This window comes from Sulfitobacter sp. M13 (assembly GCF_053474885.1).
The window spans coordinates 3,180,886-3,205,313 of sequence record NZ_CM130281.1 but is presented as its reverse complement, the minus strand read 5'-3'; the positions used below and the strand labels follow the sequence as shown (position 1 = coordinate 3,205,313).

Below are 24,428 nucleotides of genomic sequence, written 5' to 3'. Positions count from 1 at the left end.
GTTCGGCCCGATCCGCGATCGTGCCGGGCGGGCCATGGCACAGGCGAGCGGCTGCAAGGTTGTACATGTGGTGGGGGACCAAGCCGTTGCGATAGGGAAATTGAACTGCGCCTAGGTGTGAATGGCCAGAACATTGGTTTTGAAGCGGGAGGAGGCGATGAGATAGGTCAGTTTACAATATCTTGTGGATAAAGTGGCTGCTTCCCGCTCTACCTAGCGGCGTTACGTTGACAGCATAGGCAATGACCCGCAATTCTGACTGTCCAAAAGAATCAGGCGGGCACGAACATTGCGGTTTTCTAAACTCAGGCTGACGGGCTTTAAAAGCTTTGTAGACCCTACAGATTTGATCATCACGGATGGTCTGACCGGCGTGGTCGGCCCCAATGGCTGTGGTAAATCCAACCTTCTCGAAGCGTTGCGGTGGGTGATGGGGGAAAACCGTCCGACCGCGATGCGGGGCGGCGGGATGGAGGACGTGATTTTTGCTGGTGCATCTTCGCGTCCTGCCAAAAACTTTGCCGAAGTCGCTTTGCACATCGATAACTCCGACCGTTTGGCCCCCGCTGGCTTCAACGACGGCGACAGTATCGAGATTATCCGACGGATCACCCGTGATGTCGGGAGCGCGTATAAGGCGGCGGGCAAGGACGTGCGCGCTCGCGATGTTCAAATGCTTTTCGCTGATGCATCGACTGGGGCCCACTCCCCCGCTTTGGTGCGACAAGGTCAGATCTCCGAACTTATCAATGCCAAACCCAAAAGCCGGCGTCGCATTCTGGAAGAAGCCGCCGGAATCTCGGGGCTTTATGCCCGCCGGCACGAGGCCGAGCTTAAGTTGAATGGCACGGAAACGAACCTTGCACGAGTCGATGACGTGATTGACCAACTGGCCAACCAGCTTGCGCAGTTGACGCGCCAAGCACGCCAAGCGGCTCGGTATCGGGACATCGGCCAAACGCTGCGTCGCACCGAGGGGGTCCTGCTATATCGTCGCTGGCGTGCTGCAGAAGACGCGAGGCTCGTCGCGGCAGAAGGTCTGAGGGCACAGATGGCCGTCGCGTTTGACGCGGAAGGGGCGGTGCGGCAAGCTGCTGCTGCGCGTCAGGAGCTCGAAGAAGCTCTCCCGTCCTTGCACGAAGAAGAAGCGATCGCAGTCGCCGTCCTTCAGCGGTTAGGAGCGCAGCGAGATGCATTGAGCGATCAAGAAAACCGCGCCCATGCCGCTATCGATACGCTTACGAAACGCATTGCCCAGTTGTCCCGCGATCTCGACCGAGAAAAAGAGCTGAACCGCGATGCTGAAGAGACGATTTCTCGATTGGAGCGGGAAGGGTGCGAACTGGACAAGGCTGGTGAAGGGCATGAAGCCGCCGTCGCGAATGCGGAAGATGCGGCGCAAGAGGCGGAATGCGTCTTGGAGGCGCGGGAAGCCGAATTGTCTGAGTTGACCGAAGATGTCGCCCGCTTGGTGGCGCGCCACAGTTCTGCAGAACGGCTTCTCAATGACTATCGTGGAACCCTTATAAAAGCCGAGGTAGAAGCATCCAAAGCGCGTAACGCAGTGCAACAAAGCGGCGCTGCAGTCGAGAAAGCGAACGCAGATTTCGACGCGGCCAAAGCTGCTGAAGCTCAGGCCCATGGCGCATCCGCCGCCGCAGAGGAAGCCTTGATGAAGGCGGAAGAAGAAAGCGCTGTCACTCAGAGCCGCGAGGCAGATGCGCGTGCGGAACGGTCGCAAGCTGAAGGTGAATTGAATGCGATCAGTGCGGAGGCTGGCGCGCTCGCTAAATTAGTTGAACGGGACACGGCCGAGGGCGGGCAGATCTTAGATCGCTTGCAGGTTGAGCACGGCTTTGAGAAAGCGCTCGGCGCCGCGTTGGCTGACGATTTGCGCGCGCCAGATGTGGATCCGGACGGGCCGTCAGGATGGGCGTTCTTGCCGCCTTATTCCGCGGTTCAGCCTCTGCCCGAGGGGATCACGCCGTTGACGGCGCATGTTTCGGTGCCAGATGTTTTAGATAGGCGAATGAGCCAAGTCGGATTGGTCGATGCCGATGATGGTTCGAGATTGCAACATTTTCTTCAGCCGGGCCAACGGCTTGTATCTCTTGAGGGAGATCTGTGGCGATGGGATGGATTTCGGGCGTGGGCAGAAGATGCGCCTTCTGCCTCGGCCCTACGGTTACAGCAAATTAACAGGTTGGAAGTATTAAAGCAGGGCTTGGAGCAGGCGACTCAGCGCGCAGAGGGGGCGCGTGATGCACATGAAACATTGCAAAAGCTTCTTCTTACCCAGGCGGAGGCTGATAGGAACGCCCGTGCCTTTCGCCGCGACGCAGACAAGGCGGTCGCCGATGCCAGCCGTGCGCTAAGTCGGGCCGAGGCAGACCTTAGTTTGGCCCAAAGCCGGCTAGAAAGTTTGGGCTTGGCCGTGGTGCGACACGAAGCGGAGGCCACTGAGGGGCGTCGGTTGGTGACCGAGGCTGAAAATGCGCTTGCGGCGCTTGAGGACGTGGCATCCGCCCGCGCGGGCGTGGAAACGCTGCGCGAGACTGTTGAGGGCGCACGTATTGCCATGATCTCGCATCGCTCTGCGTTGGATGAATTACGTCGTGATGGCACCGCGCGGCTTAAGCGCAGTCAAGATGTCGAGAACGAGTTGAGCGGCTGGCGGCATCGCCTGGGCACCGCGGGTAAACGCGGCGCGGAGCTTGCTGAGCGAAAAGCGTCGTCTGAACAGGAGCTTTCTGAAGCTAGTTTTGCACCTGGGAGGATCGCAGCGGAGCGCGAAAAGCTAACCGTCGATATAACTGCTGCCGAGGTGCGCAAAGTTGCCGCCGCGCGGCAGCTTTCTAATGGTGATGCGGCTTTGCGTGAAGCAACCGTGGCGGAACGCGACGCCGAACGGCAGGCGTCGGAGGCACGGGAAGCCAGAGCAAGATCTGAAGCGCGGGCAGATTCAGCGAAGGAGACAGCTACACTTGCAGCTGAGCGCATCGATGATGAACGCGATATGACGCCAGAAACGCTTTTGGCATCCCTTGATCTGGGCTCGGATGATGCGTCTGAGATTGGGGCACTCGAAAGTCAGTTGAGCCTTTTAAAGGGCCAGCGAGAGGCATTGGGTGCCGTGAACCTGCGTGCTGAAGAAGACGTTAAGAATGTGAAAGCTGAGCACGATACCTTGATCGACGAAAAGGCCGATCTTATGGAGGCGATCCGGACGCTGCGTAGCGGCATCGCGAGCTTGAACAAGGAGGGGAGAGAAAGATTGCTCACTGCCTTTGAACAGGTGAACAGCAACTTTTCTATGCTTTTTAAACACCTCTTTAACGGCGGAGAAGCCAATCTGGTGATGGTCGAATCTGACGACCCCTTAGACGCCGGACTAGAGATCATGTGCCAGCCTCCGGGAAAAAAACTGAGTACGCTCAGCCTATTGTCGGGAGGGGAGCAAACCCTAACCGCATTGGCGCTGATATTTGCGGTCTTTCTCGCGAATCCTGCCCCAATCTGCGTTTTGGATGAAGTTGACGCCCCCTTAGATGATGCGAATGTTTCGCGGTTTTGCGACCTCTTGGATGAAATGTGCAGACAGACCGACACGCGGTTCCTGATCATCACGCATCATGCCGTGACGATGGCGCGGATGGATCGCCTATTTGGCGTTACTATGGCGGAACAGGGTGTCAGCCAACTGGTCTCTGTTGACCTAAAGAAAGCAGAGACCCTGGTCGCCTAGCGCCGTACGGATCCGTTGTTCAATCACGCCCGTGAGGCATATTAAAATCGACTGTCGGGTTAATTGGTATGATCTGATGGGGGTTCACCGTTTTCTGGCTGTAGTAGTAGTGCCGGACGATGTGATCAAAGTGAACGGTTTCCGCTACACCAGCGTGTTGATACAGCTGACGGGTATAGGCCCAAAGGTTCGGGTAGTCAGTCAAGCGCTTGTGATTGCACTTAAAATGCGTGTGGTAGACGAGGTCAAAACGTACAAGCGTTGTAAATAGACGCCAGTCTGCCTCGGTTAGGGTATTGCCGATCAGGAAGCGATTATGACTGAGAATACCCTCTAGCCAGTCCAGACTGTCAAATAGACGGTGAACTGCATTGTCGTAGGCTTCTTGGGTCGTTGCAAATCCCGCCTTGTAGACACCATTATTCACAGTGTCGTAGACGCGTTGGTTCACTTGGCCGATCTGCGCGTGCAGATATGCCGGCGAATAATCTTCCGTATCGCCGACTATGTGGTCAAAGGCATTGTTAAGCATAAGGATGATTTCAGCCGATTCGTTCGAGACGATAGTGTTTCGTTCCTTGTCCCAAAGCACAGGCACCGTCACACGGCCCGAGAAATGTGGATCAGCTTTGATATAAATGCCACGCAAGTAGCTTTCGCCCGTGAGGGTGTCGCCGGTAGCACCTTCGAAGTCTGTTGCAAAAGTCCATCCGTCTTGCAGCATATCTGGATGTACCACTGAAACGCCTATGTGGGGTGTAAGCCCTTTGAGCGCGCGGAAAATCAATGTGCGGTGTGCCCACGGGCAGGCATAGCTAACGTACAGGTGGTAGCGTCCCGACTGGGCGGGAAAGTCTGACTTTCCGGAAGGGCCTGCGCTGCCATCAGCCGTCACCCAGTTGCGAAATTTGGATGCCGAACGCTCGAATTGTCCTCCGGTGGCGTCAGTATCATACCATTTGTCGTGCCATTCTCCGTCGATCAGCAGTCCCATACACAATTCCTTTACATATTTATGGTCAAGGTAAGTCTATGCCAGCGGATGGCTATAGCGGTTCGAGCACAGGGGGGCTGCAGCAGCGCACCGAGGCTACATTGAAGGAATCTCTTGATTTTAAATCGCTATACGTCACGCTCGGTATTAGTCAGCACAGAGGGGAATATGCTGTGGAAGCGATGTTGCCAAAAAATATCCAGGCAGGACTGGACGCCGCACGATTAGATAGCATGCGAAAGTCATCTCATTTGCATGTTGAGGCAGATGGGGCGCAGCACAAGGTTCTGCGGTATTGGGACACAGGGTTCTCGCTGGAGACAGCAACCGCACCGCAGCTACGTGGGCGCGTGGACCTGTATGATGGGGCTGCACATCTGTGTCAGTGCCTCATCGTTGCTGTCGCGCAAGAGGGCGACGAGATGATCTTTGATTTCAAGCGAGCAACGCGCGTTGCAAAGACAGCTGCGCTGGATTTCGAACGGGCGGGGGATGCACCGGCGGGGTTGATTGCCGCCGACGCACCTCACTGATCCTACTGCAGGTCTTTAAACGCGTCGCGTAAACGATCGCAGGCTTCCTCTACGCGGGCGCGCGGTGTGGCGATGTTGAACCGAAGGAAGTTTTCGCCGCCCTTGCCAAAAGTGGGCCCATGGTTCGCTGCGATCTCTGCCGACTTTTCTACCCGCTGGGTGAATTCAGACCTATCCATACCGGTCCCGCTGAAATCGACCCAGGCAAGGTAGGTTGAGTGCAGCGACATTGATTGCAGTCCTGGAATGCTCTGAATAGCGGCGTCGAAAATCTGCCGATTGCCGTCAAGATAACTGACCAAATTATCGACCCACGCCGCGCCTTCTGGAGAATAGGCTGCGGTGGCCATAACAAGGCCAAAGGAATTCGGCGACAGCCCCATCGCAGCGACACGTTGGGCAAAGATTTCGCGCAACTTCAGGTCGGGGATAATGATGTTGCCAGAATGGCAACCTGCAATGTTGAAGGTTTTCGTCGTCGCGGTCATCATGACCAGCCGATCTGCCACCCCGTCGATCAGCGCCATTGCGGTGTGCGTATGTCCGGGCATCACAAGATCATGGTGGATTTCATCTGAGACGAGGATGAGGTCATGGCGTTTGGCAAATGCAGCGACGTCCTCCAGCTCGGATTTTGACCATACACGGCCCCCCGGATTATGGGGGGAACAAAAAACCAGCATCGTTTCATTGCCGGTCATTTGCGCGTCATAGGCATCGAAGTCCAATGTGTATTGGCCGCCTTCCAACGCCATTTCGCATTCTACAACCTGCCGACCCGCGGCCGAGATCACCCGCGCAAATGCATGGTAGATGGGCGTGAAAAGAACCACGCCGTCCCCTGGTTTGGTGAAGGCATCAACGCACATTGCCGTCCCGTTTACCAATCCGTGGGTGGTGAAGATCCACTCTGTTGCGATTTTCCAGCCATGGCGGTTCTCCATCCACCACTGGATAGCGCCCAGATATTTGCTGTCGTCGCCGAAGTAGCCATAGACGCCATGATCCAACATATCTTGCAGCGCGGTTTGAACCACCTGCGGCGGACGGAAATCCATATCGGCAACCCACATCGCGATTCCGGTATCTGCGGGGACGCCATAGGTCGGCTCCATCTTGTCCCATTTCGCGCAATGGGTGCCACGCCGGTCGATGATTTCGTCAAAGCTCATGGGGTTCTCCTGTCAGATTTGGCCGTCACGCTAAACCTAATCGACCGGACCGCAAGGCCCGAGGTTGCAGCGGCGTATGTGTTGGCCTAAATCATCTAAATGGTACGCAATATTTTATTACACCCTGATCCTCGGCTTAAAAAACCATGCGCCCCCGTGACCAATATGACGGAGGATCTGCGCAGCTTGGCCGATGATATGCTTGCAACGATGTATGATGCGCCAGGGATTGGTCTTGCGGCACCCCAAATCGGGGTGATGAACCGTCTGATCGTCATGGATTGTGTCAAGGAAGAGGGCGAAACGCCGCGTCCGTTGGTAATGTTCAACCCTGAAATCATTGCCTCATCGGACGAGCTTAACACCTACGAAGAAGGGTGTTTGTCGATACCTGAGCACTTTGCTGATGTGACGCGCCCGGCTGATGTAGATGTGCGGTGGGTCGATGCCGACGGGAATGAGCGAACAGAGACCTTCACCAAGCTTTGGGCGACCTGCGTGCAGCACGAAATCGATCATTTGGACGGCAAGCTTTTTATCGATTACCTCAAGCCGATGCGACGTCAGATGATTACCCGCAAAATGACCAAGTTGAAACGAGAGTTGGCGCGCGAATGAGCGTGCTGGAAATCGTCACATGGCCCGATGTACTTCTGACAACGGTTTGCGATGCAGTTGAAACGCGTTCGCCTGAAATAGATCGGTTGATCGCCGATATGCTCGAGACGATGTATGCCGCCCCCGGTCGCGGTTTGGCCGCGCCCCAAGTTGGCCGGACCGAGCGTATTTTCGTGTTCGATGTGGGCTGGAAAACGGGCACGCCTACGCCCGTGGTATGTATCAACCCGCAGATTCTAAGGCTGTCTGACACCCGCGCTATCGGCGAGGAGGGGTGCTTGTCCATCCCTGGCGTGCCGATGAATATCCCCCGTGCGACACAGGTAACCTTGCGGTGGACAGATGCGAATGGCACCCACGAACGAGATTTTGCCGGGGCTGAGGCCGTGATTGTGCAGCATGAATATGACCATCTTGATGGGGTCGTCATATATGATCGGGTAGAGCAGGAGAAAAACCAATGACCGTTCGTCGCATCATCCCGTGGCCCCATGCCTGTCTGCGGGCTCCCGCCGCGCAAGTGACCGAAATAAATGATGAAATCCGGACATTGTGGGACGATATGATCGACACGATGGATGCGATGCCCGGCGTCGGCTTGGCCGCGACTCAGATCGGGGTGGCGTTACAGGTGGCTGTTGTGGATGCCTCGAAGGGGCGGGACAGGCGGATCAGATTGGCGAACCCAGTTGTGATCGAGGCCTCCGCGATCATGAATGAATACGATGAAGCGAGCCCGAATCTACCCGGGATCTCTGCGAAAGTTCGCCGTCCGCGCGGGGTTAAGGTGCAGTATCTGAACGAACAAGGCGATACAGTGACCCGTGACTTTGTCGGCTTGGAAGCGACCAGCGTGCAGCATCAAATTGATCACCTCGCCGGTAAGATGTTTTTCGACAATCTGAGTAAAACGCGCCGAGATATCCTGCTTCGCAAAGCTCGAAAATTCAAGATTTAGTCACCTTTACGTTTTAAGAGGATGTGTACGATGCGTGTGATCTTTATGGGAACGCCCGAGTTTTCAGTGCCTGTGTTGGACGCATTGGTGCTGGCCGGCCACGAAATCGCCGCCGTCTATTGTCAACCGCCCCGACCAGCAGGGCGTGGTAAAAAAGATCGTCCGAGCGCGGTGCAGCAGCGGGCCGCGGCGCTTGGCTTGCCTGTTCGTTACCCTGTGTCGTTGAAAACGGACGAGGCGCAGGCCGAGTTCGCCGCGCTTGACGCTGATGTCGCGGTTGTTGTCGCCTATGGCCTCATTCTGCCGCAAGCGGTTCTGGATGCGCCCAAATCCGGGTGTCTGAACATCCACGCGAGCCTGTTGCCGCGCTGGCGCGGTGCTGCGCCGATCCATCGTGCGATCATGGCCGGTGATGAAGAAACCGGCGTTTGCATCATGCAAATGGAGGCTGGGCTGGATACAGGTCCGGTGCTGCTGCGCGCTGCCACACCGATCCGCAGTACTGAGACGACGATCGAACTTCACGACCGGTTAAGTAATCTGGGCGCAGAGTTGATTGTTGAGGCGCTGCGTCAGCTGCCGGAGCTTGAGCCAGAGCAGCAGCCCGACGTGGGCGTGACCTACGCCAGCAAGATTGATAAGTCCGAGGCGCGCATCGATTGGTCTCGCCCCGCAACCGACGTCGATCGTCAGATCCGGGGCCTGTCGCCGTTTCCGGGGGCTTGGTTTGATCTGAACGATACGCGTGTAAAGGTGCTGGCCTCTGCCCTTGCGGAGGGGGGCGGTACTGCGGGGGAGGTCTTGGATGCGAGCCTGACTGTAGCCTGCGGGACCGGCGCGGTGCGGTTGATCCGCTTGCAACGTGCGGGGAAAGCGGCGCAAGATGCCGAGACATTCCAGCGTGGCGCGCAGATCGCGGCGGGCACAGTTCTGAGCAAAGGGTAAAATATGCTTCCGACGCTTATCGGCACGGTCGTGATTGCGGGTCTTGTGGGCTTTTTTGCCGAGAAGGCCGGCTTTACCCGCAACGGCTATCTTGCGTCGATTATTATTTGCGTTGGCGGGGCATTCTTGTTCTATTTTGTCCGGCTGATGTTCGGCTTCGGGTTCAACTCCGCCGGTATGAACGCCATCGCTTCTTCTATCGGGGCCCTGATTATCGTACCGTTTCATTGGCGTCGGAAATAGGGTTACACCCGCGGTGGCCGGCTTTTGTAGACGGGCAAATGCCACCCGAAATACAACGATCCGGCGCGCAGAACCCATGTTACGCAGGCCCCGGCAAACAGAGAAATCGGATCGTCCCCTAAAATGCTGCGGATGATTACAGCGGTGGCAGCACCGGCGAAAGCTGCGGTCACGTAAAGCTCCCCCTGGCGCAAAACCAACGGTACTTCGCCGACGACGACATCACGCATCAGCCCGCCCATGCAGCCTGTGATTATCCCCATCAAGACGACGACGACGGGCGATTGATCCAGAGAAATTGCGACGCCGGTACCAGCGGCGACGGCCACGGCAAGAGCGATGGAATCAAGCCAAAGTAAGGCGCGATATCTGCTTTCTAAAAGGTGCGCTGAAAGAAAAACCACCAGCGCGGCAGTCACACCTAAGGCGAGATGCGTAGGGTTTGCGATCCAGAAAATCGGGTTCCGATCGAGCAGGAGATCCCGCAAAGTGCCGCCGCCCAAAGCCGTCAGGCAGGCAATAAAGGCGAAGCCCACCAGATCAAGCTGCGCGCGGCTGGCGACAAGAGCACCCGTGATCGCAAAGACCAGCACGGAGGCGTACTCGAGCAGGGTGAGCAGGCTCATTTTGTCTTGAACGGGGCCATGCCAGCCCGGGCCAGTTCATCCGCACGTTCGTTTTCCGGATGCCCCGCGTGGCCCTTGACCCACTCCCATGTCACCTGATGCCGCGCATTCGCGGTGTCCAGGCGCTGCCAAAGTTCTGCGTTTTTTACAGGCTTTTTCGCGGCATTTTTCCAGCCGTTTTTCTTCCAACCAAAAATCCAGCCGGTGATGCCGTTTTTGACGTAGTTGCTGTCTGTGACGATGGTGATCTCTGTTGGGCGGGCCAGTGCTTCGAGGGCACTGATGGCGGCCATGAGTTCCATCCGGTTGTTGGTCGTATCGGGTTCGCCGCCTTTCAGCTCGCGTTGTTTGACGACCTTGTCACCATCCATCGCTCGCATTAGGGCCCCCCAGCCGCCGGGGCCGGGATTGCCTGAACAGGCACCATCAGTATATGCAATTAACTTTGTCATAGGGCTGCCTTATCCAGTCTGGCGTGGGGGCGTCCAGTCTATTTTGTCTTGGATAGGCGACTTTTGCCGTTAAAGAAAGACGCTCACGGCGAGACAGGCCAGCACCACGGCAGTCAGCAGCGTGCGCAGTTTCAACCACCAACGTGGCGCAAGACGCCAGTGCCAGAACGCTGCATCCAATACCACCAGGCCGGCAAAACCGAACATCAGGTTTAACCCGGCCCCGACAGGGCCGCCGCTGGTCATGAAAAAAGCCCACAGCGCCGGCAGCACAGCGAGGATATACCCAGCAGTGGCCTTGGCCCCGCTGATCTTTGTTGCGAACCCCCATAGCACGCCAGACATGAAGGAAAGGATAACAGTGCCATAGAATAATTGAATATAAGGTCCTACAAAGCGCCCGCCCAAGGTCGCAGCCCCCCAATTGGCCAAGGGATCAACCAGCCCGGTCAGTGCCCCCCAGATGAACGGGATCAGACCGGCAAGGCCAAGCCAGAGCGGTGCGCGGGGGATGCCGGTCATGCGGGCACGCGCAGAACGCGGGGGACCTTGAACTCGACGTTTTCGACGGCGGTTTCGACCAGTTCTGTGGTCACCTCGTAGCGGTTTTTGAAGGCGTCGATTACTTCGTTGATCAGTTGCTCGGGGGCAGAGGCACCCGCCGTGATGCCGATGCTTGTGATGCCTTCAAGGCTGCGCCAATCAATATCCGTCGCGCGCTGTACCAGCTGGGCATACGCGCACCCCGCACGCGATCCAACCTCGACGAGACGGCGTGAATTCGACGAATTCGGCGCGCCAACCACCAGCATCGCATCGCACTTCGGAGCCATCGCCTTGACCGCTTCTTGGCGGTTGGTAGTGGCATAGCAGATGTCTTCTTTGTGCGGCCCGATGATTTGAGGGAAGCGGCGGTTCAGCGCCGCGACGATTTCCGCGGTGTCATCGACGCTGAGCGTGGTTTGGGTGACATATGCCAGTTTGGCCGGATCGCGCACCTCGACGGCGTCGACATCAGCGGGGGTTTCAACCAGCAGAACCTCGCCCGGTGGCAGTTGCCCCATCGTCCCGATGGTTTCTGGGTGGCCCGCGTGACCGATCATGATCATCTGCAAGCCCGCATCGGCATGTCGCTGTGCTTCGATATGAACCTTGGAGACAAGCGGGCAGGTGGCGTCGACATACACCATATTGCGCGCTTCGGCTTTGGCGGGCACGGCCTTGGGCACCCCGTGAGCTGAGAAGATCACGGGTCGGTGATCGGGGCATTCCGAAAGCTCTTCGACAAAGATTGCGCCGCGTTCACGCAATCCATCGACGACAAATTTATTGTGCACGATTTCGTGGCGCACGTAGACTGGTGCGCCCCACTTCTCGATGGCCATTTCGACGATCTTGATCGCACGGTCCACGCCCGCACAGAACCCGCGCGGCGCGGCAAGGTATAAGGTCAAAGGCGGTTTGGTCATCAATCTCTCCTCGGGCTGGGGCCATAGGTAAGGCTTGCGCCGCGCATCGTCCAGACCGGCAGCAGATCAATGCGCTTTTGCCACGCGACGCATGCCCTGAACGGGGGACGCGAGATAAGCAGGTGGGGATCAAGAAATCGGCGAAATCTATATCAAATTGCGCCAATGATATTTTGGTATTTTGGTCCGCTTTGCCCCACAAGAGGCGAAGTAGGCGATCGCTTATGCGTCCGGTGTTTCACGTGGCGGGCGGCCAATGACATCGCGCAGGTCTTCGAGCTCGATGAAATTGTCGACCTGACGGCGTAATTCGTCAGAGATCATAGGCGGCTGGCTGCGGATTGTGCTGACGACAGACACGCGTACGCCCTGCCGTTGCAGGCTTTCCACCAGCGGGCGAAAATCCCCGTCACCGGAAAAGATCACGATATGGTCAAGATGTGGCGCGAGCTCCATCGCGTCGACCGCAAGCTCGATATCCATGTTGCCCTTAACTTTGCGGCGGCCCATGCTGTCCGTGTATTCTTTGGCGGGCTTGGTCACCATCGAGAACCCGTTGTAGTTCAGCCAGTCGACCAATGGTCGTATCGGCGAATATTCGTCATTCTCGAGCAGAGCCGTGTAATAAAACGCGCGCAACAGCTTCCCGCGCCGCATGAATTCCTGCCGCAACAGCTTGTAGTCGATATCAAAGCCCAGGTTCTTGGCGGCGGCGTACAGGTTGGAGCCGTCGATGAACAAAGCTAAGCGTTCGTCCTTGTAGAACATGAAATGCCTTTCTAATACACGTCGTCCGGAAAAGTGCGTCGTGTAGCGCCGCTATAAAACGAAATGTTTCAAAATCAGTTTCCGACTTGAATATAATACTACCTAAGACTTTTTGAGGGGGCAGCAAGTGAAGACATTCGGTACAGCCCGTGACGATGGAGTGGGAATCGGCAGGGAAGCGCTGATCGCCTTGGGGAGTAATCAATCTTCGGTTGTGGGAGGGCCCGCTGATACAGTGCTCAAGTCCCTTGAGGTGCTGGAGAACATGGCAGTACAAGTCGTCGCTGTTAGTCCGCTCTACTCAACCCATGCGTATCCGGCGGGGTCTGGCCCAAACTTTGTAAATACTACCGCAAGAATCAGATTCGGCGGTGAGGCCGATCAGATTTTAGCCATTCTTCACGCTGTAGAGGCGGAGTTGGGGCGCGAAAGGATAAACCGTTGGGGCCCCCGTACGGTGGATCTGGATTTGATCGCAATGGGGGATACGGTGTTGCCTGATGCAGAGATTCAGACCGTCTGGCGCGAGCTCGCTATCGAACAACAGTCGGTTCGCGCCCCTAAAGAACTGATCTTGCCGCACCCTCGTTTACAAGATCGCGCCTTCGTCCTGGTGCCGCTTGCCGATATCGCGCCGGACTGGCGTCATCCGCTGATTGGCAAAACAGTTCAAGAGATGTTGAATGACCTACCTGAGGCAGATAAAAAGGGGGTATGGCCCATGGAATAGGGCCTTGTAAATTCCGCCGATGGCTTCTAAATAGTCGGCTTCTTGCAGCATTCATGATTGGAGCACCCCCATGGCCCGCGTCACCGTCGAAGATTGTGTAGATAAAGTGCCAAACCGGTTCGAGCTTGTCATGCTTGCCGCGCACCGTGCCCGCGAAATCGCGGCTGGTTCGCCGGTCACTGTTGATCGTGATAACGACAAGAACCCTGTCGTTTCCCTGCGCGAGATTGCAGATGAAACGCAGTCGGCTGACGATCTGCGTGAACGCCTGATCGAAAGCAATCAGAACCAAATCGAAGTTGATGAACCCGAAGAGGACGCGATGGCGCTTCTTATGGGGGCAGAACAAGATAAGCCCGAAGAGGACAGCATGTCCGAAGAAATGCTGCTGCGGCAGTTGATGGCGGCACAAGGGCAGGGCTAAGGCCCCCGCCCTACGGGGCTTATAGGCAGGACAGGCATGAATACCGCCGACATTACGGCTGAAGACCTTATCGCGCTTGTGCGCGCCTATAACCCTAAGACAAACGAGAATCAGATCCGGCTGGCCTATGAGTATGGCCAGCAGATGCACGATGGGCAGTTCCGCCATTCAGGGGAGCCCTATTTTACGCATCCGGTCTCTGTTGCGGCGATTCTGACCGAACAGCAGCTGGACGACGCGACCATCATCACCGCATTGTTGCACGACACGATTGAGGACACGAAAGCGTCCTATCGCAGCGTGGATGAAAAATTCGGGCGCGACGTGGCCGAGCTGGTCGATGGTGTGACCAAGCTGACCAACTTGCAGCTGAACTCTAACGAGACAAAGCAGGCCGAAAACTTTCGTAAGTTGTTTATGGCAATGTCGAAAGACCTGCGGGTTATTTTGGTTAAGTTGGCGGATCGACTGCATAATATGCGCACGATCAAGTCGATGCGCCCTGATAAGCAGATTCAGAAAGCACGCGAAACAATGGATATCTATGCGCCTCTTGCGGGGCGTATGGGGATGCAATGGATGCGCGAAGAGCTTGAAGATCTGGCGTTCCGCGTACTCAACCCCGAGGGGCGGCAATCCATCATCCGGCGGTTCATCACGCTGCAACGTGAAACCGGTGACGTGATCCAGCGCATTACCGGCGACATGCGTCACGAGCTTGAGAAGGCGGGAATAGAGGCCGAGGTCTTCGGCCGTGCGAAGAAGCCCTATTCGATCTGGCGGAAAATGCAGGAAAAGCAGCAATCTTTTTCCCGTTTATCGGATATTTACGGTTTCCGCGTTATCACTACGTCAGAGGATGAATGCTACCGCGCTCTTGGCACCATTCACCGACGGTGGCGGGCTGTTCCGGGACGGTTCAAGGATTATATCAGCCAGCCTAAAACCAACGGCTATCGGTCGATCCACACCACCGTTTCTGGTCGTGACGGTAAACGGGTCGAGGTGCAGATCAGAACGCGGCAGATGCATGATGTCGCCGAATCCGGTGTGGCGGCGCATTGGTCCTATCGTGACGGTGTACGGTCGCGAAACCCGTTCGCAGTCGATCCCGTGAAATGGGTCGCGCAGCTGACAGAGCAGCTTGATTCGGAAGAAGATCACGAGGATTTCCTCGAGGCGGTCAAGCTCGAGATGTACGCCGACCAAGTGTTCTGTTTTACGCCCAAGGGCGAGGTGGTCAAACTGCCCCGTGGAGCCACGCCGATCGATTTCGCATATGCGATCCACACGCGAATCGGCGCTGCCTGCGTGGGGGCCAAGATCGACGGTATGCGCGTTCCGTTGTGGACGCGGGTGAAAAACGGACAGTCGATAGAGATTATTACCGCCCAAGGTCAAACACCGCAGGCAACGTGGCTGGATATTGCAACGACCGGCAAGGCGAAAACGGCGATACGTCGGTCGCTGCGTGAATTGGATCGCGCGCGCTTTGTCAGTTTGGGGCGCGAATTGGCGCGCTCGGCTTTTGAGCAGATGAATAAATCTGCGACAGAGAAAGTACTGCGCACCGCCGCGCGCAACCTCCGGCTGTCCAACGAGGAAGAGTTGCTGGCGCAACTTGGGTCGGCAGAACTGTCGGGTCAAGAAGTGGTGCAAGCCGTCTATCCCAACCTGCGCCCCAAACCCGGCGAACATGTCGACCGCAAACGAGCGGTTGTCGGTTTGGAGGCGGGTCAATCCTTTGATCGGGCCCCGTGCTGTCAGGCGCTTCCGGGGGAACGTATTGTCGGGATTACCTTCCGCGGGCAGGGCGTAAAAATACACACGATCGACTGTGAACGCCTGTCGCATTACGAGGACCAACCCGAACGCTGGCTGGACCTGCGGTGGCACGATGGCCCGCATCCGGCGATCTATGGCGCGACGCTGGATCTGACCATCGGCAATGGCGCAGGGGTCTTGGGGCGGATCTGTACCCTGATCGGGCAATCCTCGGCCAATATCGCGGATTTGGAATTTTTGGACCGCAAGCCTGACTTTTTCCGGTTGCTGATCTACGTAGAGCTGCGAGACATTGCACATCTGCATTCTTTGATCCCCATGCTGGAGGCCGAGAGCGAAGTGGCCGAGATCAGCCGATATCGGAACCCCGATTTGTTCAAGGCAGGCAGCAAAGACGCATGATCCGCCCGGACTGCGCTGACCCAAGGACGAACTGTTGATCTTCAAACGCCGCGATCCAAAGCCGACAGTGCGCGCGATGGCTGAATTCATGTGGCCTCGGGGTGGTTGGACGCGGGCATTCCACTATGTCAAACACCGTATGCGCCGGTTGCCTGATACGCCCGAACGGATTGCACGCGGGATTTGGGCCGGGGTTTTCACAACATTCACGCCGTTTTACGGGATGCATTTTATCGTTGCGGCGTTGGTGTCGCGGATGATGCGGGGCAACCTGCTGGCGGCGCTGATGGGGACGTTTTTTGGCAACCCACTGACCTATGTGCCAATTGGATTGTCATCGCTGTCGATGGGGCACTGGATACTCGGGTCTCAGATGCAGACGGGCGAACACCGGTCATTCGGCGGCAAGTTTTTTGACGCTGGACACGATTTGTTGGCCAATTTTGTCGCGATGCTAACGAACCGGGACATGGATTGGTCCGGGCTTGAGGTATTCTGGCATCAGGTGTTTTATCCGTATTTGATCGGGGGCATTGTGCCCGGCATGATCTGCGCGACAATCGCGTATTATCTGGCTGTACCGTTGCTTCGGGCCTATCAAAAACGACGCAAGGGCGCGATTAAGGCCAAGTTTGACTCGTTGAAGAAAAAAGCCTCGGCCAAGGCAGAGGCGAAACGCAAGGCAGAGCAGGCGGCTCTGAAGGGGAAAGACCATGGCGGCACAAGGTAAGCTTCGGCTGGGTGTAAATATTGACCACGTGGCAACTGTGCGGAATGCGCGCGGTGGTGCCTATCCTGATCCGCTGCGTGCTGCTCGGGCCGCGCAAGAGGCGGGGGCCGACGGGATTACGGCACACCTGCGCGAGGATCGCCGTCACATCACGGATGCCGATATCGAGGGTCTGCAAGAGGTGCTGACGGTGCCGCTGAACTTTGAAATGGCAGCCACCGAAGAGATGCAGGCCATCGCCTTGCGCCACAAACCCCATGCGGTTTGCATCGTGCCCGAAAAGCGCGAGGAGCGGACCACCGAGGGCGGTTTGGAAGTTGCGCGCGAAGAAAACCGGTTGGCGCACTTCATTGCCCCGCTGCGCGAAGCAGGTAGCCGCGTCAGCATTTTTATCGCCGCCGACCAGCGTCAGATCGAAGCCGCGAACCGCATCGGGGCCGAAGTGATCGAGCTGCACACCGGTGCGTATTGCGACGCCTATGCCGAAGGGCATTGGGAAGAAGCGCAGAAAGAACTTCAAAAGCTCGAGGAAATGTCGAAATTTGCGCATGATCTGGGGCTTGAAGTGCACGCAGGCCACGGGCTGACCTATGACACCGTGAGCCCGATCGCCGCCTTCCCTGAAGTGCAAGAGCTGAACATCGGACACTTCCTAATCGGCGAGGCAATCTTTCTGGGGCTTGGTCCCGCCATCGCCGAGATGCGCCGCCTGATGGATGACGCCCGCAAGGGCTGAGGGCGCGGCATGATTTTAGGCATTGGGACTGACCTTGCGAATATCGAACGGATTCAAGGCACGCTGGACCGCTTTGGTGACCGTTTTAGAAATCGCGTATTTACCGAAGTTGAACAGCAAAAGGCTGAACGGCGGCGCGATATCGCGGGGACCTATGCCAAGCGATGGGCTGCCAAGGAGGCTTGTTCAAAGGCACTTGGTACCGGACTGCGCATGGGGATCGCATGGCGGGACATGGCCGTGAGCAATCTTCGAACCGGCCAGCCGGTGATGGAAGTGACCGGTTGGGCCGCAGAACGTCTGGCCGAAATGACACCCGAAGGACATGAGGCGATCATTCATGTCACGTTGACCGACGATCACCCTTGGGCCCAGGCATTTGTCGTCATCGAAGCCCGCCCCAAGGCAGGTATCTAGCCGCAACGGCAAATCATGGCCCAATCGGTCGATGGATCGGGGGCGGGGTTGCTTGACTTGCGGCAATGGCACCCGCATGTAACGCTCGAACGCATGAACAGGAGCGCCAAAATGGCCGCCAAAGAGAAAACCGGCAACGCCTTTGTCGAAACCATCAAAACGATTGTCTATGCGCTGTTGATTGCGGGTGTCTTCCGGACCCTGTTTTTCCAGCCGTTCTGGATTCCGTCAGGGTCGATGAAAGAGACGCTGTTGATCGGTGATTTCCTGTTCGTGAACAAAATGGCTTATGGCTATTCCTACGCGTCCTGCCCCAGCGTGATGATGCCCCGTTTCGGCATAGAAGTGGACGCGAAGGATATCTGCGGCGTGTTTGATGGCGACAACAAACGTCTGTTCGGATCCGAGCCTGAGCGCGGGGATGTCGTTGTTTTCCGTCATCCGGTATCGGGCCGCGACTATATCAAACGTCTGATCGGGTTGCCGGGCGATAAGATCCAGGTCACCGATGGAACAGTCAGCATCAACGGCACCGCGGTCGAGCTGCGTGATGAGGGTGTTTTCGAAGAAGTCATGGACCGGCAAGGACCGCAGGGTATGCGTCCACGCTGTGAAAATGGTGCGGTCGGTGCCGGTGGAATGTGTAAAAAGACCCGCCAGATCGAAGTTTTGCCCAATGGCGTAGAGCACCCGATCTTGAACATCGGTAATCAAGCGTCGGACAACACCGGAGTGTATTCGGTGCCGGAAGGGCATTACTTTTTCATGGGCGATAACCGCGATAATTCGGCCGATAGCCGTCTGGCGCAACAAGCCGGTGGCGTGGGTTTTGTCCCGTTTGAGAATCTAATTGGGCGCGCGGATCGGATCATGTTCAGTTCGGGGGGGCGGTCCATGCTGTTTTTCTGGACGTGGCGTGGCGATCGTTTCTTTAAGGCGGTCAAGTGAAGTTAAACGCTGATCTCCGGGCCTTTGAGGGCCGTATCGGGTACCACTTTACCAAGCCCGAGCTGTTGAATCGTGCGGTGACCCACGCCTCTATGTCGTCGGCCAACCGCGACGATAACCAGCGGCTTGAGTTTCTGGGCGACCGCGTCTTGGGGCTGGTGATGGCCGAAGCGCTGCTTAACCTTGATCCCGCCGCGACCGAAGGCCAGCTGGCCCCGCGGTTCAACGCGCTGGTACGCAAAGAAGCCTGTGCGGAGGTCGCGCGCGAAATCGACATGGGGGCTGTGCTCAAGCTCGGTCGCTCTGAGATGCTATCAGGCGGTCGGCGCAAGCAGGCATTGTTGGGCGACGCGATCGAGGCTATAATCGCAGCTGTCTATCTAGATGGCGGGTTTGACGAGTCCAGAGCGTTGATCCTGCGGCTGTGGGGTCCGCGGGTACTGCAGGTCAAGCAAGACGCCCGCGATGCCAAAACCGCGTTGCAGGAATGGGCACAGGCGCGCGGCTTGCCGCCCCCCGCCTATGTCCAGACTGACCGGCAGGGGCCAGACCACGCCCCTGTGTTTACCATCACTGCCCGTATTGAAAGCGGGGCCAGCGCCGTTGCGTCCGCCCCTTCGAAACGTCAGGCCGAACAGGCCGCTGCCAAGACGCTCTTGGCCCAATTGGAGAGACCCTCATGACCACGCGCGCCGGATTTATCGCCCTGATAGGCGAGCCCAACGCGGGCAAATCGACGTTGCTGAACCGCATGGTCGGCGCGAAAGTGTCGATTGTGACCCATAAGGTGCAAACCACACGCGCCCGGATCCGCGGCGTTGCGATGGAAGGGCAAAGCCAGCTTGTGTTCGTGGACACGCCCGGCCTGTTCCAACCCCGCCGTCGTCTGGATCGCGCCATGGTGGCTGCTGCTTGGGGGGGCGCTGCAGATGCAGATATTGTCATCCTGCTGATCGAAGCCAATCGCGGCATCACCGAAGGTGTGGAACGAATTCTCGAAGGTTTGGCCGACATCGGCAAGGGACGTAAAGTCGCGCTGGCGATCAATAAAATTGACCGCGTTGATGCACCGGTTTTGCTGGGTCTCAGCAAAGAGATGAACGACCGTTATAATTTCGTCGGGACCTTCATGATTTCAGCCGAGCGCGGGCATGGTGTCGATACGTTGCGCCATTGGCTTGCAGCCGAGTTGCCCGAGAGCCCATGGCTTTACCCCGAAGATCAGATCGCCGACCTGCCGATGCGCATGATTGCTGCCGAAATGACCCGAGAAAAGCTGATCCTTCGCCTGCACCAAGAGCTGCCGTACCAGCTGACGGTTGAGACCGAGAACTGGGAAGAGCGCAAGGATGGGTCGGCGCGGGTAGATCAACTGATCTATGTGGTGCGTGACGGGCACAAAGGTATTGTGCTGGGCAACAAAGGCGAAACAATCAAGTCCGTCAGCAAAGCCGCGCGCGAAGAGCTCGAAGAGTTTCTGGGTCGAAAGGTTCATCTATTCCTGCAGGTCAAGGTGCGCCCGAACTGGCTCGACGAGGCGGAGCGCTACTCTGAAATGGGGTTGGAGTTCAAAGACGGCAATGTCTAGGTTTGGTGCAACCCGACCCTTCGGGGAGGATCTCTCACCATTTGGAAGCAAGGGCCTGTCATGGCCCGGCTGACGGCGCGGTTCTGGGTCGACGCCTATCTCGCGCGGCTGCGGGTCTATGATATACCGGCGTTTGTTGTCGCGCACGGGGATGACACCGGCGGCGCGGTTCTGGTGAAGCTGGCCACATTGGATGGAAATGCACAGCTTTTTCATAAAAGCTTTGATTTGATCAGTGGCGAACGGAGCTGGGTCGAGATGACAAGTGGCCAAGAGCCCGATGTCGATGAGTCGATCAGTCGGCAACGTGGCTATGACCCGGATCTATGGGTGATCGAAGTCGAAGACCGGCAAGGCCGGCATCTGTTGCACGAGGATGGTCTGAGCTGATGGAGTGGCGCGATCAGGGCATTTTGCTGAGCACGCGCCGCCACGGCGAAACATCGGCGATTATCGAGGTTTTTACGCCAGAACGCGGGCGTCACGCCGGGATCGTGCGCGGCGGCACCAGCCGCAAGATCGCGCCAATTCTGCAGCCGGGTGCCCAGTTGGATGTCTCATGGCGCGCACGATTGGAAGACCACATCGGTGCTTTTACTGTCGAGCCCGTGCGGAGCCGAGCCGCATTGGCGATGAACGACAGGATGAGCCTCGCGGGATTGAATGCCGTGACAGGTTTGCTGGTTTTTGCGCTGCCTGAACGCGAGCCCCATACACCGCTATACCGGCGAACCGAAACGTTGCTGGACCTTCTGGGACAGGGGGACCTGTGGCCGCTTGCCTATCTTCAGTGGGAAATCAGTTTACTAGACGAACTGGGCTACGGGCTTGATCTTAGCGTTTGTGCTGTAACCGGACGGACAAGCGGGTTGATCTTCGTGTCGCCAAAAACGGGTCGTGCCGTCACACGGGAGGGGGCTGGAGAGTGGGTGGACAAGATGTTGCCGCTGTCGCCCGTGCTCCGTGGTGAGGGTGATGCGAGCGACGCAGATATTGCGTTGGCGTTCAAAACCACGGGCTACTTTCTAGAACGGCATCTGGCGCGAGATCTTGGGGGAAGGCCCTTGCCTGAGGCGCGAGCGCGATACGTGGAGGCCTTCAGTCGGCAGCGATAAACACCATATTAAGGTTCTCGGTGTTAGAAAGGATCATTACATTATCCAGTATTTCGATAACTGTGGTGCGTTCGAGCGCGTTGGCGAGTGATTTTTCGTGCTGCAGGTCAGGGCAGGATCTTTTGGTGGAGGATACGAGCGTGACTGAAAACCACGGATAGGGCACTGTATTCGACGCGGTGATCCGGTTGCACGGGCCTTGGATGGCGATTGTTTCTGCGGCTAGGAAGGACAGCGTCGCGTTTGCCGGGAACGGGACGCCGTTCACCTCCTGTAGATCCCAAAGCCGGTCTGCAGCGCCATATGCCCGAGCGGTTTCATCCCGACTGCACAGGTTTGTCAGAGCCGCCATAAGTAGTAGAGGGATGAATTTGAACATGCTCGGTGCGAAAGCGGCCCGACGGTGTTAGCCATCAGGCCGCTGTGACACTATCCTAGCAAGCGGCGCGAGATGACCTGCGCCTGGATTTCTGCGGCACCTTCAAAGATATTGAGGATACGGGCATCACAGAGGACGCGGCTGATCTTATACTCCAGCGCAAAGCCGTTGCCGCCGTGAATTTGCAGACCGTTGTCGGCCGCGGCCCAGGCGACACGTGCGCCGAGCAGCTTGGCCATGCCCGCTTCGACATCACAGCGACGACCTTCATCTTTCTCGAAGGCAGAGAAATAAGTGAGCTGACGCGCGATCATAATCTCGACCGCCATCATCGCAAGTTTAGAAGACACACGAGGGAAGTTGATCAGGGATTTTCCAAATTGCTTGCGGTCGATCGCGTATTGCATGGAGATGTCGAGCGCGGATTGTGCAACCCCAATGGCGCGCGCGGCCGTCTGGATACGCGCGCTTTCAAAGGTTTCCATTAGCTGTTTAAAGCCTTTGCCCTCTTCGCCACCCAACAGATTTTCACCTTTGACATGGAAACCATCGAAGGCGAGCTCGTATTCTTTCATACCGCGATAGCCAAGCACTTCGATTTCGCCGCCGGTCATGCCTTCGGACGGGAAGGGGTTTTCATCATCACCTGGCGTTTTTTCGGCCAAGAACATCGATAATCCTTTGTAATTTGACGTCTGGGGATCGGTCCGTGCTAAAAGAGTCATGACATGGGTGCGCGCTGCATGCGTGATCCATGTTTTGTTACCAGTCACCTTATAGTCGTCGCCGTCCTTCACTGCGCGGGTGCGCAGGGAGCCAAGATCAGAACCGGTATTCGGCTCTGTAAATACGGCCGTGGGCAGGGTCTCAGCGCTCGCAATCCGGGGAAGCCACTTTTCTTTCTGAGCATCTGTTCCGCCCGCGATGATCAGCTCCGCTGCGATTTCCGAGCGTGTCCCCAGAGACCCAACACCGATATAGCCGCGCGATAATTCTTCGGAGACGACACACATAGAGGCTTTGGACAGTCCAAAGCCGCCGTATTCCTCGGGAATTGTCAGGCCGAAAACGCCCATTTCTGCCAACTCATTGATGATCTCAATCGGGATCAGCTCGTCCTTGAGGTGCCATTCGTGGGCGAAGGGCTCGACTTTTTCAACAGCGTAGCGGCGGAACTGCTCGCGGATCATCTCTAGCTCTTCATCGAGGCCGGACCGACCCACGGTGATGTTAGCGGATTGCTCTTGCATCAGTTCAACAAGACGTGTGCGTGCGGCTTGCGTATTGCCCTGCTTTTGCAATGCAGTGATGCCAGCGTTCGTGAATGCGGCCTGATCCTCGGCTGCTACGCCGAGATCGTGCAGGCGCAGGATTTCACCTTGGTTCATCTGAATGCCGCCGGTCATCTGGCACAGATATTCACCGAAGGCGATTTGATGGATCAGCTGTTCAGTTTCGGAAAAGTTTCCTTCGGCCTGAAGTTTTTCTGCCCACAGCTGCATCTGGTGAAGAGACTGCGCATAGGTGGCAAGCCAAGCAAGCCCATGCGCCGCTGTCTGATTTTCCTCGACAAGTGCGTTTGCCACTTTTCCATCTTGCGATACGATCGCGCGTACCGCGGTTTTCGCTGCATCTAATAGGCGATCCACGGGAGCCAGTGTTGATTTGGTGATCGCGAGCAAGTCTTCGATCACAACGTCGGTGCCAGCAATCACGTCTTGTCCATCATGTGCCATCTGTAAGCTCCCTTAGTTGGTTAAAGACGACATAAACCTTTCGCAGGTGCAGCACAATAAAGATACGTTTCAGTGCGGCAATTTGGTTTAAAATTACGTAGATGATTTCGCGTGCGCCTATTGTTAAACTTGGTATGAACAGGCCCATGGACATGTTTTTTACCTTAATGACACCGGGAGAATGGGCATTTGCCTTCGGGGTCGGACTTGTAGCTGGGTTTATTAAGGGGGTGGTGGGCTTCGCGATGCCCTTGGTGCTCATATCTGGGCTCACAATGTTTCTATCGCCCGAGCTCGCGCTTGCCGGGCTGATCTTTCCAACGGTAGTCACGAACATGTTTCAGGCCTTACGGCAGGGTGTAGCCGCTGCGTGGCGCAGCGTAAAAATGTTTAAAGTTTTCCTAATCGCCGGAGGGGTAGCACTTTGTCTGTCTGCCCAGACAGTGCGGTTCCTCGCCGCTGATACGATGATGTTGGTGATTGGTGTGCCGATAACGCTGTTTGCTTTGTGGCAGGTCACGGGACGAAGTTTTACCCTAACGCATAGATCCACGAAATTAGAGGCCGCCATCGGGATGTTCGCTGGTGCCATCGGCGGAGTTTCAGCCGTTTGGGGGCCGCCGACGGTTGCCTACCTTACCGCGCTTGGAACGCCCAAACATGATCAGATGCGTGTACAAGGCGTCATCTATGGGTTGGGCGCTATATTATTGCTGATTTCGCACTTTGGATCGGGCGTACTGCGCGCGGAAACCGTGCCTTTTTCGGCCGTTATGATCGTGCCATCGTTGATCGGTATGTGGCTAGGTAGCCTAGTGATGGACAAGATTGACCAAGCGTCTTTTAAAAAAACGACGCTGGTCATCCTGTTAATTGCGGGCGCAAATTTGGTCCGCCGCGGTGTATTTGGCTAGC

Annotated in this window: 28 protein-coding genes; 19 read left to right on the top strand and 9 right to left on the bottom strand. The window is 56.9% G+C overall.

Going from position 1 to position 24,428, the window contains the following annotated elements; genetic code table 11:
• Positions 1 to 289: 289 nt before the first annotated feature.
• Positions 290 to 3,745, top strand: a complete 3,456-nt coding sequence (gene smc / locus ACVBAU_RS15495; protein ID WP_448327060.1) for a chromosome segregation protein SMC — start codon at positions 290 to 292, stop codon at positions 3,743 to 3,745.
• A gap of 19 nt (positions 3,746 to 3,764) precedes the next feature.
• Here smc and ACVBAU_RS15490 read toward each other — a convergent pair whose 3' ends face one another.
• The gene (locus ACVBAU_RS15490) at positions 3,765 to 4,739 is read right to left on the bottom strand and encodes a glutathione S-transferase family protein (protein WP_448327058.1); all 975 of its coding nucleotides are present in this window, start codon (positions 4,737 to 4,739) and stop codon (positions 3,765 to 3,767) included.
• Between the two features lie 173 nt (positions 4,740 to 4,912).
• On the opposite strand from ACVBAU_RS15490, the gene ACVBAU_RS15485 reads away from it, so the two are divergent.
• Positions 4,913 to 5,272: a hypothetical protein gene (locus ACVBAU_RS15485; RefSeq protein ID WP_138925240.1), complete on the top strand. Its 360-nt coding sequence runs from the start codon at positions 4,913 to 4,915 to the stop codon at positions 5,270 to 5,272.
• A gap of 2 nt (positions 5,273 to 5,274) precedes the next feature.
• Here the strand turns inward: ACVBAU_RS15485 and ACVBAU_RS15480 are convergent, their stop codons facing one another.
• Positions 5,275 to 6,444, bottom strand: a complete 1,170-nt coding sequence (locus tag ACVBAU_RS15480; protein WP_448327055.1) for a MalY/PatB family protein — start codon at positions 6,442 to 6,444, stop codon at positions 5,275 to 5,277.
• Positions 6,445 to 6,543: 99 nt separating this feature from the next.
• Here ACVBAU_RS15480 and def (ACVBAU_RS15475) point away from each other — a divergent pair, with 99 nt between their 5' ends.
• The 5 genes from def (ACVBAU_RS15475) to ACVBAU_RS15455 are packed head-to-tail and all read left to right on the top strand — an operon-like array spanning position 6,544 to position 9,208.
• Entirely contained in the window at positions 6,544 to 7,062 is a 519-nt protein-coding gene (gene def, locus ACVBAU_RS15475) for a peptide deformylase (RefSeq protein WP_448327053.1), read from the top strand.
• Positions 7,059 to 7,526, top strand: a complete 468-nt coding sequence (def, locus tag ACVBAU_RS15470; RefSeq protein ID WP_448327051.1) for a peptide deformylase — start codon at positions 7,059 to 7,061, stop codon at positions 7,524 to 7,526. The genes def (ACVBAU_RS15475) and def (ACVBAU_RS15470) overlap by 4 nt, the downstream gene beginning before the upstream one ends.
• Complete coding sequence (def, locus tag ACVBAU_RS15465; RefSeq protein WP_448327050.1) at positions 7,523 to 8,020, top strand: peptide deformylase; 498 nt, start codon at positions 7,523 to 7,525, stop codon at positions 8,018 to 8,020. The genes def (ACVBAU_RS15470) and def (ACVBAU_RS15465) overlap by 4 nt, the downstream gene beginning before the upstream one ends.
• 30 nt (positions 8,021 to 8,050) lie before the next feature.
• Positions 8,051 to 8,965, top strand: coding sequence for a methionyl-tRNA formyltransferase (fmt, locus tag ACVBAU_RS15460; RefSeq protein WP_448327048.1), 915 nt, complete (start codon positions 8,051 to 8,053; stop codon positions 8,963 to 8,965).
• 3 nt (positions 8,966 to 8,968) lie between these two features.
• Positions 8,969 to 9,208, top strand: a complete 240-nt coding sequence (locus ACVBAU_RS15455; RefSeq protein WP_448327046.1) for a hypothetical protein — start codon at positions 8,969 to 8,971, stop codon at positions 9,206 to 9,208.
• Positions 9,209 to 9,210: 2 nt separating this feature from the next.
• On the opposite strand, the gene ACVBAU_RS15450 is transcribed toward ACVBAU_RS15455, so the two are convergent.
• From ACVBAU_RS15450 to ACVBAU_RS15430, 5 genes are all read right to left on the bottom strand, one after another.
• A complete protein-coding gene (locus ACVBAU_RS15450) occupies positions 9,211 to 9,834 on the bottom strand; it encodes a trimeric intracellular cation channel family protein (protein WP_138925028.1) in 624 nt (207 codons plus the stop codon).
• The gene (gene rnhA / locus ACVBAU_RS15445) at positions 9,831 to 10,286 is read right to left on the bottom strand and encodes a ribonuclease HI (RefSeq protein ID WP_138925029.1); all 456 of its coding nucleotides are present in this window, start codon (positions 10,284 to 10,286) and stop codon (positions 9,831 to 9,833) included. Before rnhA ends, ACVBAU_RS15450 begins: the two co-directional genes overlap by 4 nt.
• Before the next feature lie 69 nt (positions 10,287 to 10,355).
• Positions 10,356 to 10,808 (bottom strand): DUF3429 domain-containing protein, encoded by a 453-nt coding sequence (locus ACVBAU_RS15440; RefSeq protein WP_448327044.1) that lies wholly within the window; start codon positions 10,806 to 10,808, stop codon positions 10,356 to 10,358.
• Positions 10,805 to 11,755 (bottom strand): 4-hydroxy-3-methylbut-2-enyl diphosphate reductase, encoded by a 951-nt coding sequence (gene ispH / locus ACVBAU_RS15435; RefSeq protein WP_448327042.1) that lies wholly within the window; start codon positions 11,753 to 11,755, stop codon positions 10,805 to 10,807. Before ispH ends, ACVBAU_RS15440 begins: the two co-directional genes overlap by 4 nt.
• Positions 11,756 to 11,977: 222 nt before the next feature.
• Positions 11,978 to 12,523 (bottom strand): LabA-like NYN domain-containing protein, encoded by a 546-nt coding sequence (locus tag ACVBAU_RS15430; protein WP_138925033.1) that lies wholly within the window; start codon positions 12,521 to 12,523, stop codon positions 11,978 to 11,980.
• Between the two features lie 127 nt (positions 12,524 to 12,650).
• On the opposite strand from ACVBAU_RS15430, the gene folK reads away from it, so the two are divergent.
• From folK to recO, 11 genes are all read left to right on the top strand, one after another.
• Entirely contained in the window at positions 12,651 to 13,253 is a 603-nt protein-coding gene (gene folK / locus ACVBAU_RS15425) for a 2-amino-4-hydroxy-6-hydroxymethyldihydropteridine diphosphokinase (RefSeq protein ID WP_448327039.1), read from the top strand.
• A 70-nt stretch (positions 13,254 to 13,323) separates the two neighbouring features.
• Complete coding sequence (rpoZ, locus tag ACVBAU_RS15420) at positions 13,324 to 13,677, top strand: DNA-directed RNA polymerase subunit omega (protein ID WP_093731733.1); 354 nt, start codon at positions 13,324 to 13,326, stop codon at positions 13,675 to 13,677.
• 36 nt (positions 13,678 to 13,713) lie between these two features.
• The gene (locus ACVBAU_RS15415; RefSeq protein WP_335744473.1) at positions 13,714 to 15,864 is read left to right on the top strand and encodes a RelA/SpoT family protein; all 2,151 of its coding nucleotides are present in this window, start codon (positions 13,714 to 13,716) and stop codon (positions 15,862 to 15,864) included.
• A gap of 34 nt (positions 15,865 to 15,898) precedes the next feature.
• Positions 15,899 to 16,594, top strand: a complete 696-nt coding sequence (locus ACVBAU_RS15410) for a DUF2062 domain-containing protein (protein WP_448327036.1) — start codon at positions 15,899 to 15,901, stop codon at positions 16,592 to 16,594.
• Positions 16,578 to 17,330 (top strand): pyridoxine 5'-phosphate synthase, encoded by a 753-nt coding sequence (locus ACVBAU_RS15405; protein ID WP_138925036.1) that lies wholly within the window; start codon positions 16,578 to 16,580, stop codon positions 17,328 to 17,330. The genes ACVBAU_RS15410 and ACVBAU_RS15405 overlap by 17 nt, the downstream gene beginning before the upstream one ends.
• Before the next feature lie 9 nt (positions 17,331 to 17,339).
• Positions 17,340 to 17,747 carry a holo-ACP synthase gene (acpS, locus tag ACVBAU_RS15400; RefSeq protein WP_138925037.1) on the top strand — a complete coding sequence of 136 codons (408 nt, stop codon included), beginning with the start codon at positions 17,340 to 17,342 and terminating at the stop codon, positions 17,745 to 17,747.
• A gap of 111 nt (positions 17,748 to 17,858) precedes the next feature.
• A complete protein-coding gene (gene lepB / locus ACVBAU_RS15395; RefSeq protein ID WP_448329014.1) occupies positions 17,859 to 18,695 on the top strand; it encodes a signal peptidase I in 837 nt (278 codons plus the stop codon).
• A complete protein-coding gene (gene rnc / locus ACVBAU_RS15390; protein ID WP_138925039.1) occupies positions 18,692 to 19,378 on the top strand; it encodes a ribonuclease III in 687 nt (228 codons plus the stop codon). Before lepB ends, rnc begins: the two co-directional genes overlap by 4 nt.
• Complete coding sequence (era, locus tag ACVBAU_RS15385; RefSeq protein WP_138925040.1) at positions 19,375 to 20,283, top strand: GTPase Era; 909 nt, start codon at positions 19,375 to 19,377, stop codon at positions 20,281 to 20,283. Before rnc ends, era begins: the two co-directional genes overlap by 4 nt.
• 60 nt (positions 20,284 to 20,343) lie before the next feature.
• On the top strand, positions 20,344 to 20,673 hold the full coding sequence (locus tag ACVBAU_RS15380) for a DUF1491 family protein (RefSeq protein ID WP_448327033.1): 330 nt from the start codon (positions 20,344 to 20,346) through the stop codon (positions 20,671 to 20,673).
• The gene (gene recO / locus ACVBAU_RS15375) at positions 20,673 to 21,398 is read left to right on the top strand and encodes a DNA repair protein RecO (protein WP_448327031.1); all 726 of its coding nucleotides are present in this window, start codon (positions 20,673 to 20,675) and stop codon (positions 21,396 to 21,398) included. The genes ACVBAU_RS15380 and recO overlap by 1 nt, the downstream gene beginning before the upstream one ends.
• On the opposite strand, the gene ACVBAU_RS15370 is transcribed toward recO, so the two are convergent.
• Entirely contained in the window at positions 21,382 to 21,777 is a 396-nt protein-coding gene (locus ACVBAU_RS15370; RefSeq protein ID WP_448327030.1) for an META domain-containing protein, read from the bottom strand. The genes recO and ACVBAU_RS15370 overlap by 17 nt on opposite strands.
• Positions 21,778 to 21,827: 50 nt before the next feature.
• On the bottom strand, positions 21,828 to 23,513 hold the full coding sequence (locus ACVBAU_RS15365) for an acyl-CoA dehydrogenase family protein (RefSeq protein ID WP_448327029.1): 1,686 nt from the start codon (positions 23,511 to 23,513) through the stop codon (positions 21,828 to 21,830).
• Positions 23,514 to 23,659: 146 nt separating this feature from the next.
• Here ACVBAU_RS15365 and ACVBAU_RS15360 point away from each other — a divergent pair, with 146 nt between their 5' ends.
• Positions 23,660 to 24,427 (top strand): sulfite exporter TauE/SafE family protein, encoded by a 768-nt coding sequence (locus ACVBAU_RS15360; protein ID WP_448327028.1) that lies wholly within the window; start codon positions 23,660 to 23,662, stop codon positions 24,425 to 24,427.
• Position 24,428: the final 1 nt, after the last annotated feature.

What these genes read in the sequence shown, in the direction of transcription:
- ACVBAU_RS15490 (WP_448327058.1), bottom strand. Translation starts at nt 4,739, where the DNA reads ATGGGACTGCTGATCGACGGAGAATGGCACGACAAATGGTATGATACT.
- ACVBAU_RS15480 (WP_448327055.1), bottom strand. Translation starts at nt 6,444, where the DNA reads ATGAGCTTTGACGAAATCATCGACCGGCGTGGCACCCATTGCGCGAAA.
- def (WP_448327053.1), top strand. Translation starts at nt 6,544, where the DNA reads ATGGTACGCAATATTTTATTACACCCTGATCCTCGGCTTAAAAAACCA.
- def (WP_448327051.1), top strand. Translation starts at nt 7,059, where the DNA reads ATGAGCGTGCTGGAAATCGTCACATGGCCCGATGTACTTCTGACAACG.
- def (WP_448327050.1), top strand. Translation starts at nt 7,523, where the DNA reads ATGACCGTTCGTCGCATCATCCCGTGGCCCCATGCCTGTCTGCGGGCT.
- fmt (WP_448327048.1), top strand. Translation starts at nt 8,051, where the DNA reads ATGCGTGTGATCTTTATGGGAACGCCCGAGTTTTCAGTGCCTGTGTTG.
- ACVBAU_RS15455 (WP_448327046.1), top strand. Translation starts at nt 8,969, where the DNA reads ATGCTTCCGACGCTTATCGGCACGGTCGTGATTGCGGGTCTTGTGGGC.
- ACVBAU_RS15450 (WP_138925028.1), bottom strand. Translation starts at nt 9,834, where the DNA reads ATGAGCCTGCTCACCCTGCTCGAGTACGCCTCCGTGCTGGTCTTTGCG.
- rnhA (WP_138925029.1), bottom strand. Translation starts at nt 10,286, where the DNA reads ATGACAAAGTTAATTGCATATACTGATGGTGCCTGTTCAGGCAATCCC.
- ACVBAU_RS15440 (WP_448327044.1), bottom strand. Translation starts at nt 10,808, where the DNA reads ATGACCGGCATCCCCCGCGCACCGCTCTGGCTTGGCCTTGCCGGTCTG.
- ispH (WP_448327042.1), bottom strand. Translation starts at nt 11,755, where the DNA reads ATGACCAAACCGCCTTTGACCTTATACCTTGCCGCGCCGCGCGGGTTC.
- ACVBAU_RS15430 (WP_138925033.1), bottom strand. Translation starts at nt 12,523, where the DNA reads ATGTTCTACAAGGACGAACGCTTAGCTTTGTTCATCGACGGCTCCAAC.
- rpoZ (WP_093731733.1), top strand. Translation starts at nt 13,324, where the DNA reads ATGGCCCGCGTCACCGTCGAAGATTGTGTAGATAAAGTGCCAAACCGG.
- ACVBAU_RS15415 (WP_335744473.1), top strand. Translation starts at nt 13,714, where the DNA reads ATGAATACCGCCGACATTACGGCTGAAGACCTTATCGCGCTTGTGCGC.
- ACVBAU_RS15405 (WP_138925036.1), top strand. Translation starts at nt 16,578, where the DNA reads ATGGCGGCACAAGGTAAGCTTCGGCTGGGTGTAAATATTGACCACGTG.
- acpS (WP_138925037.1), top strand. Translation starts at nt 17,340, where the DNA reads ATGATTTTAGGCATTGGGACTGACCTTGCGAATATCGAACGGATTCAA.
- lepB (WP_448329014.1), top strand. Translation starts at nt 17,859, where the DNA reads ATGGCCGCCAAAGAGAAAACCGGCAACGCCTTTGTCGAAACCATCAAA.
- era (WP_138925040.1), top strand. Translation starts at nt 19,375, where the DNA reads ATGACCACGCGCGCCGGATTTATCGCCCTGATAGGCGAGCCCAACGCG.
- ACVBAU_RS15380 (WP_448327033.1), top strand. Translation starts at nt 20,344, where the DNA reads ATGGCCCGGCTGACGGCGCGGTTCTGGGTCGACGCCTATCTCGCGCGG.
- recO (WP_448327031.1), top strand. Translation starts at nt 20,673, where the DNA reads ATGGAGTGGCGCGATCAGGGCATTTTGCTGAGCACGCGCCGCCACGGC.
- ACVBAU_RS15370 (WP_448327030.1), bottom strand. Translation starts at nt 21,777, where the DNA reads ATGTTCAAATTCATCCCTCTACTACTTATGGCGGCTCTGACAAACCTG.
- ACVBAU_RS15365 (WP_448327029.1), bottom strand. Translation starts at nt 23,513, where the DNA reads ATGGCACATGATGGACAAGACGTGATTGCTGGCACCGACGTTGTGATC.
- ACVBAU_RS15360 (WP_448327028.1), top strand. Translation starts at nt 23,660, where the DNA reads ATGGACATGTTTTTTACCTTAATGACACCGGGAGAATGGGCATTTGCC.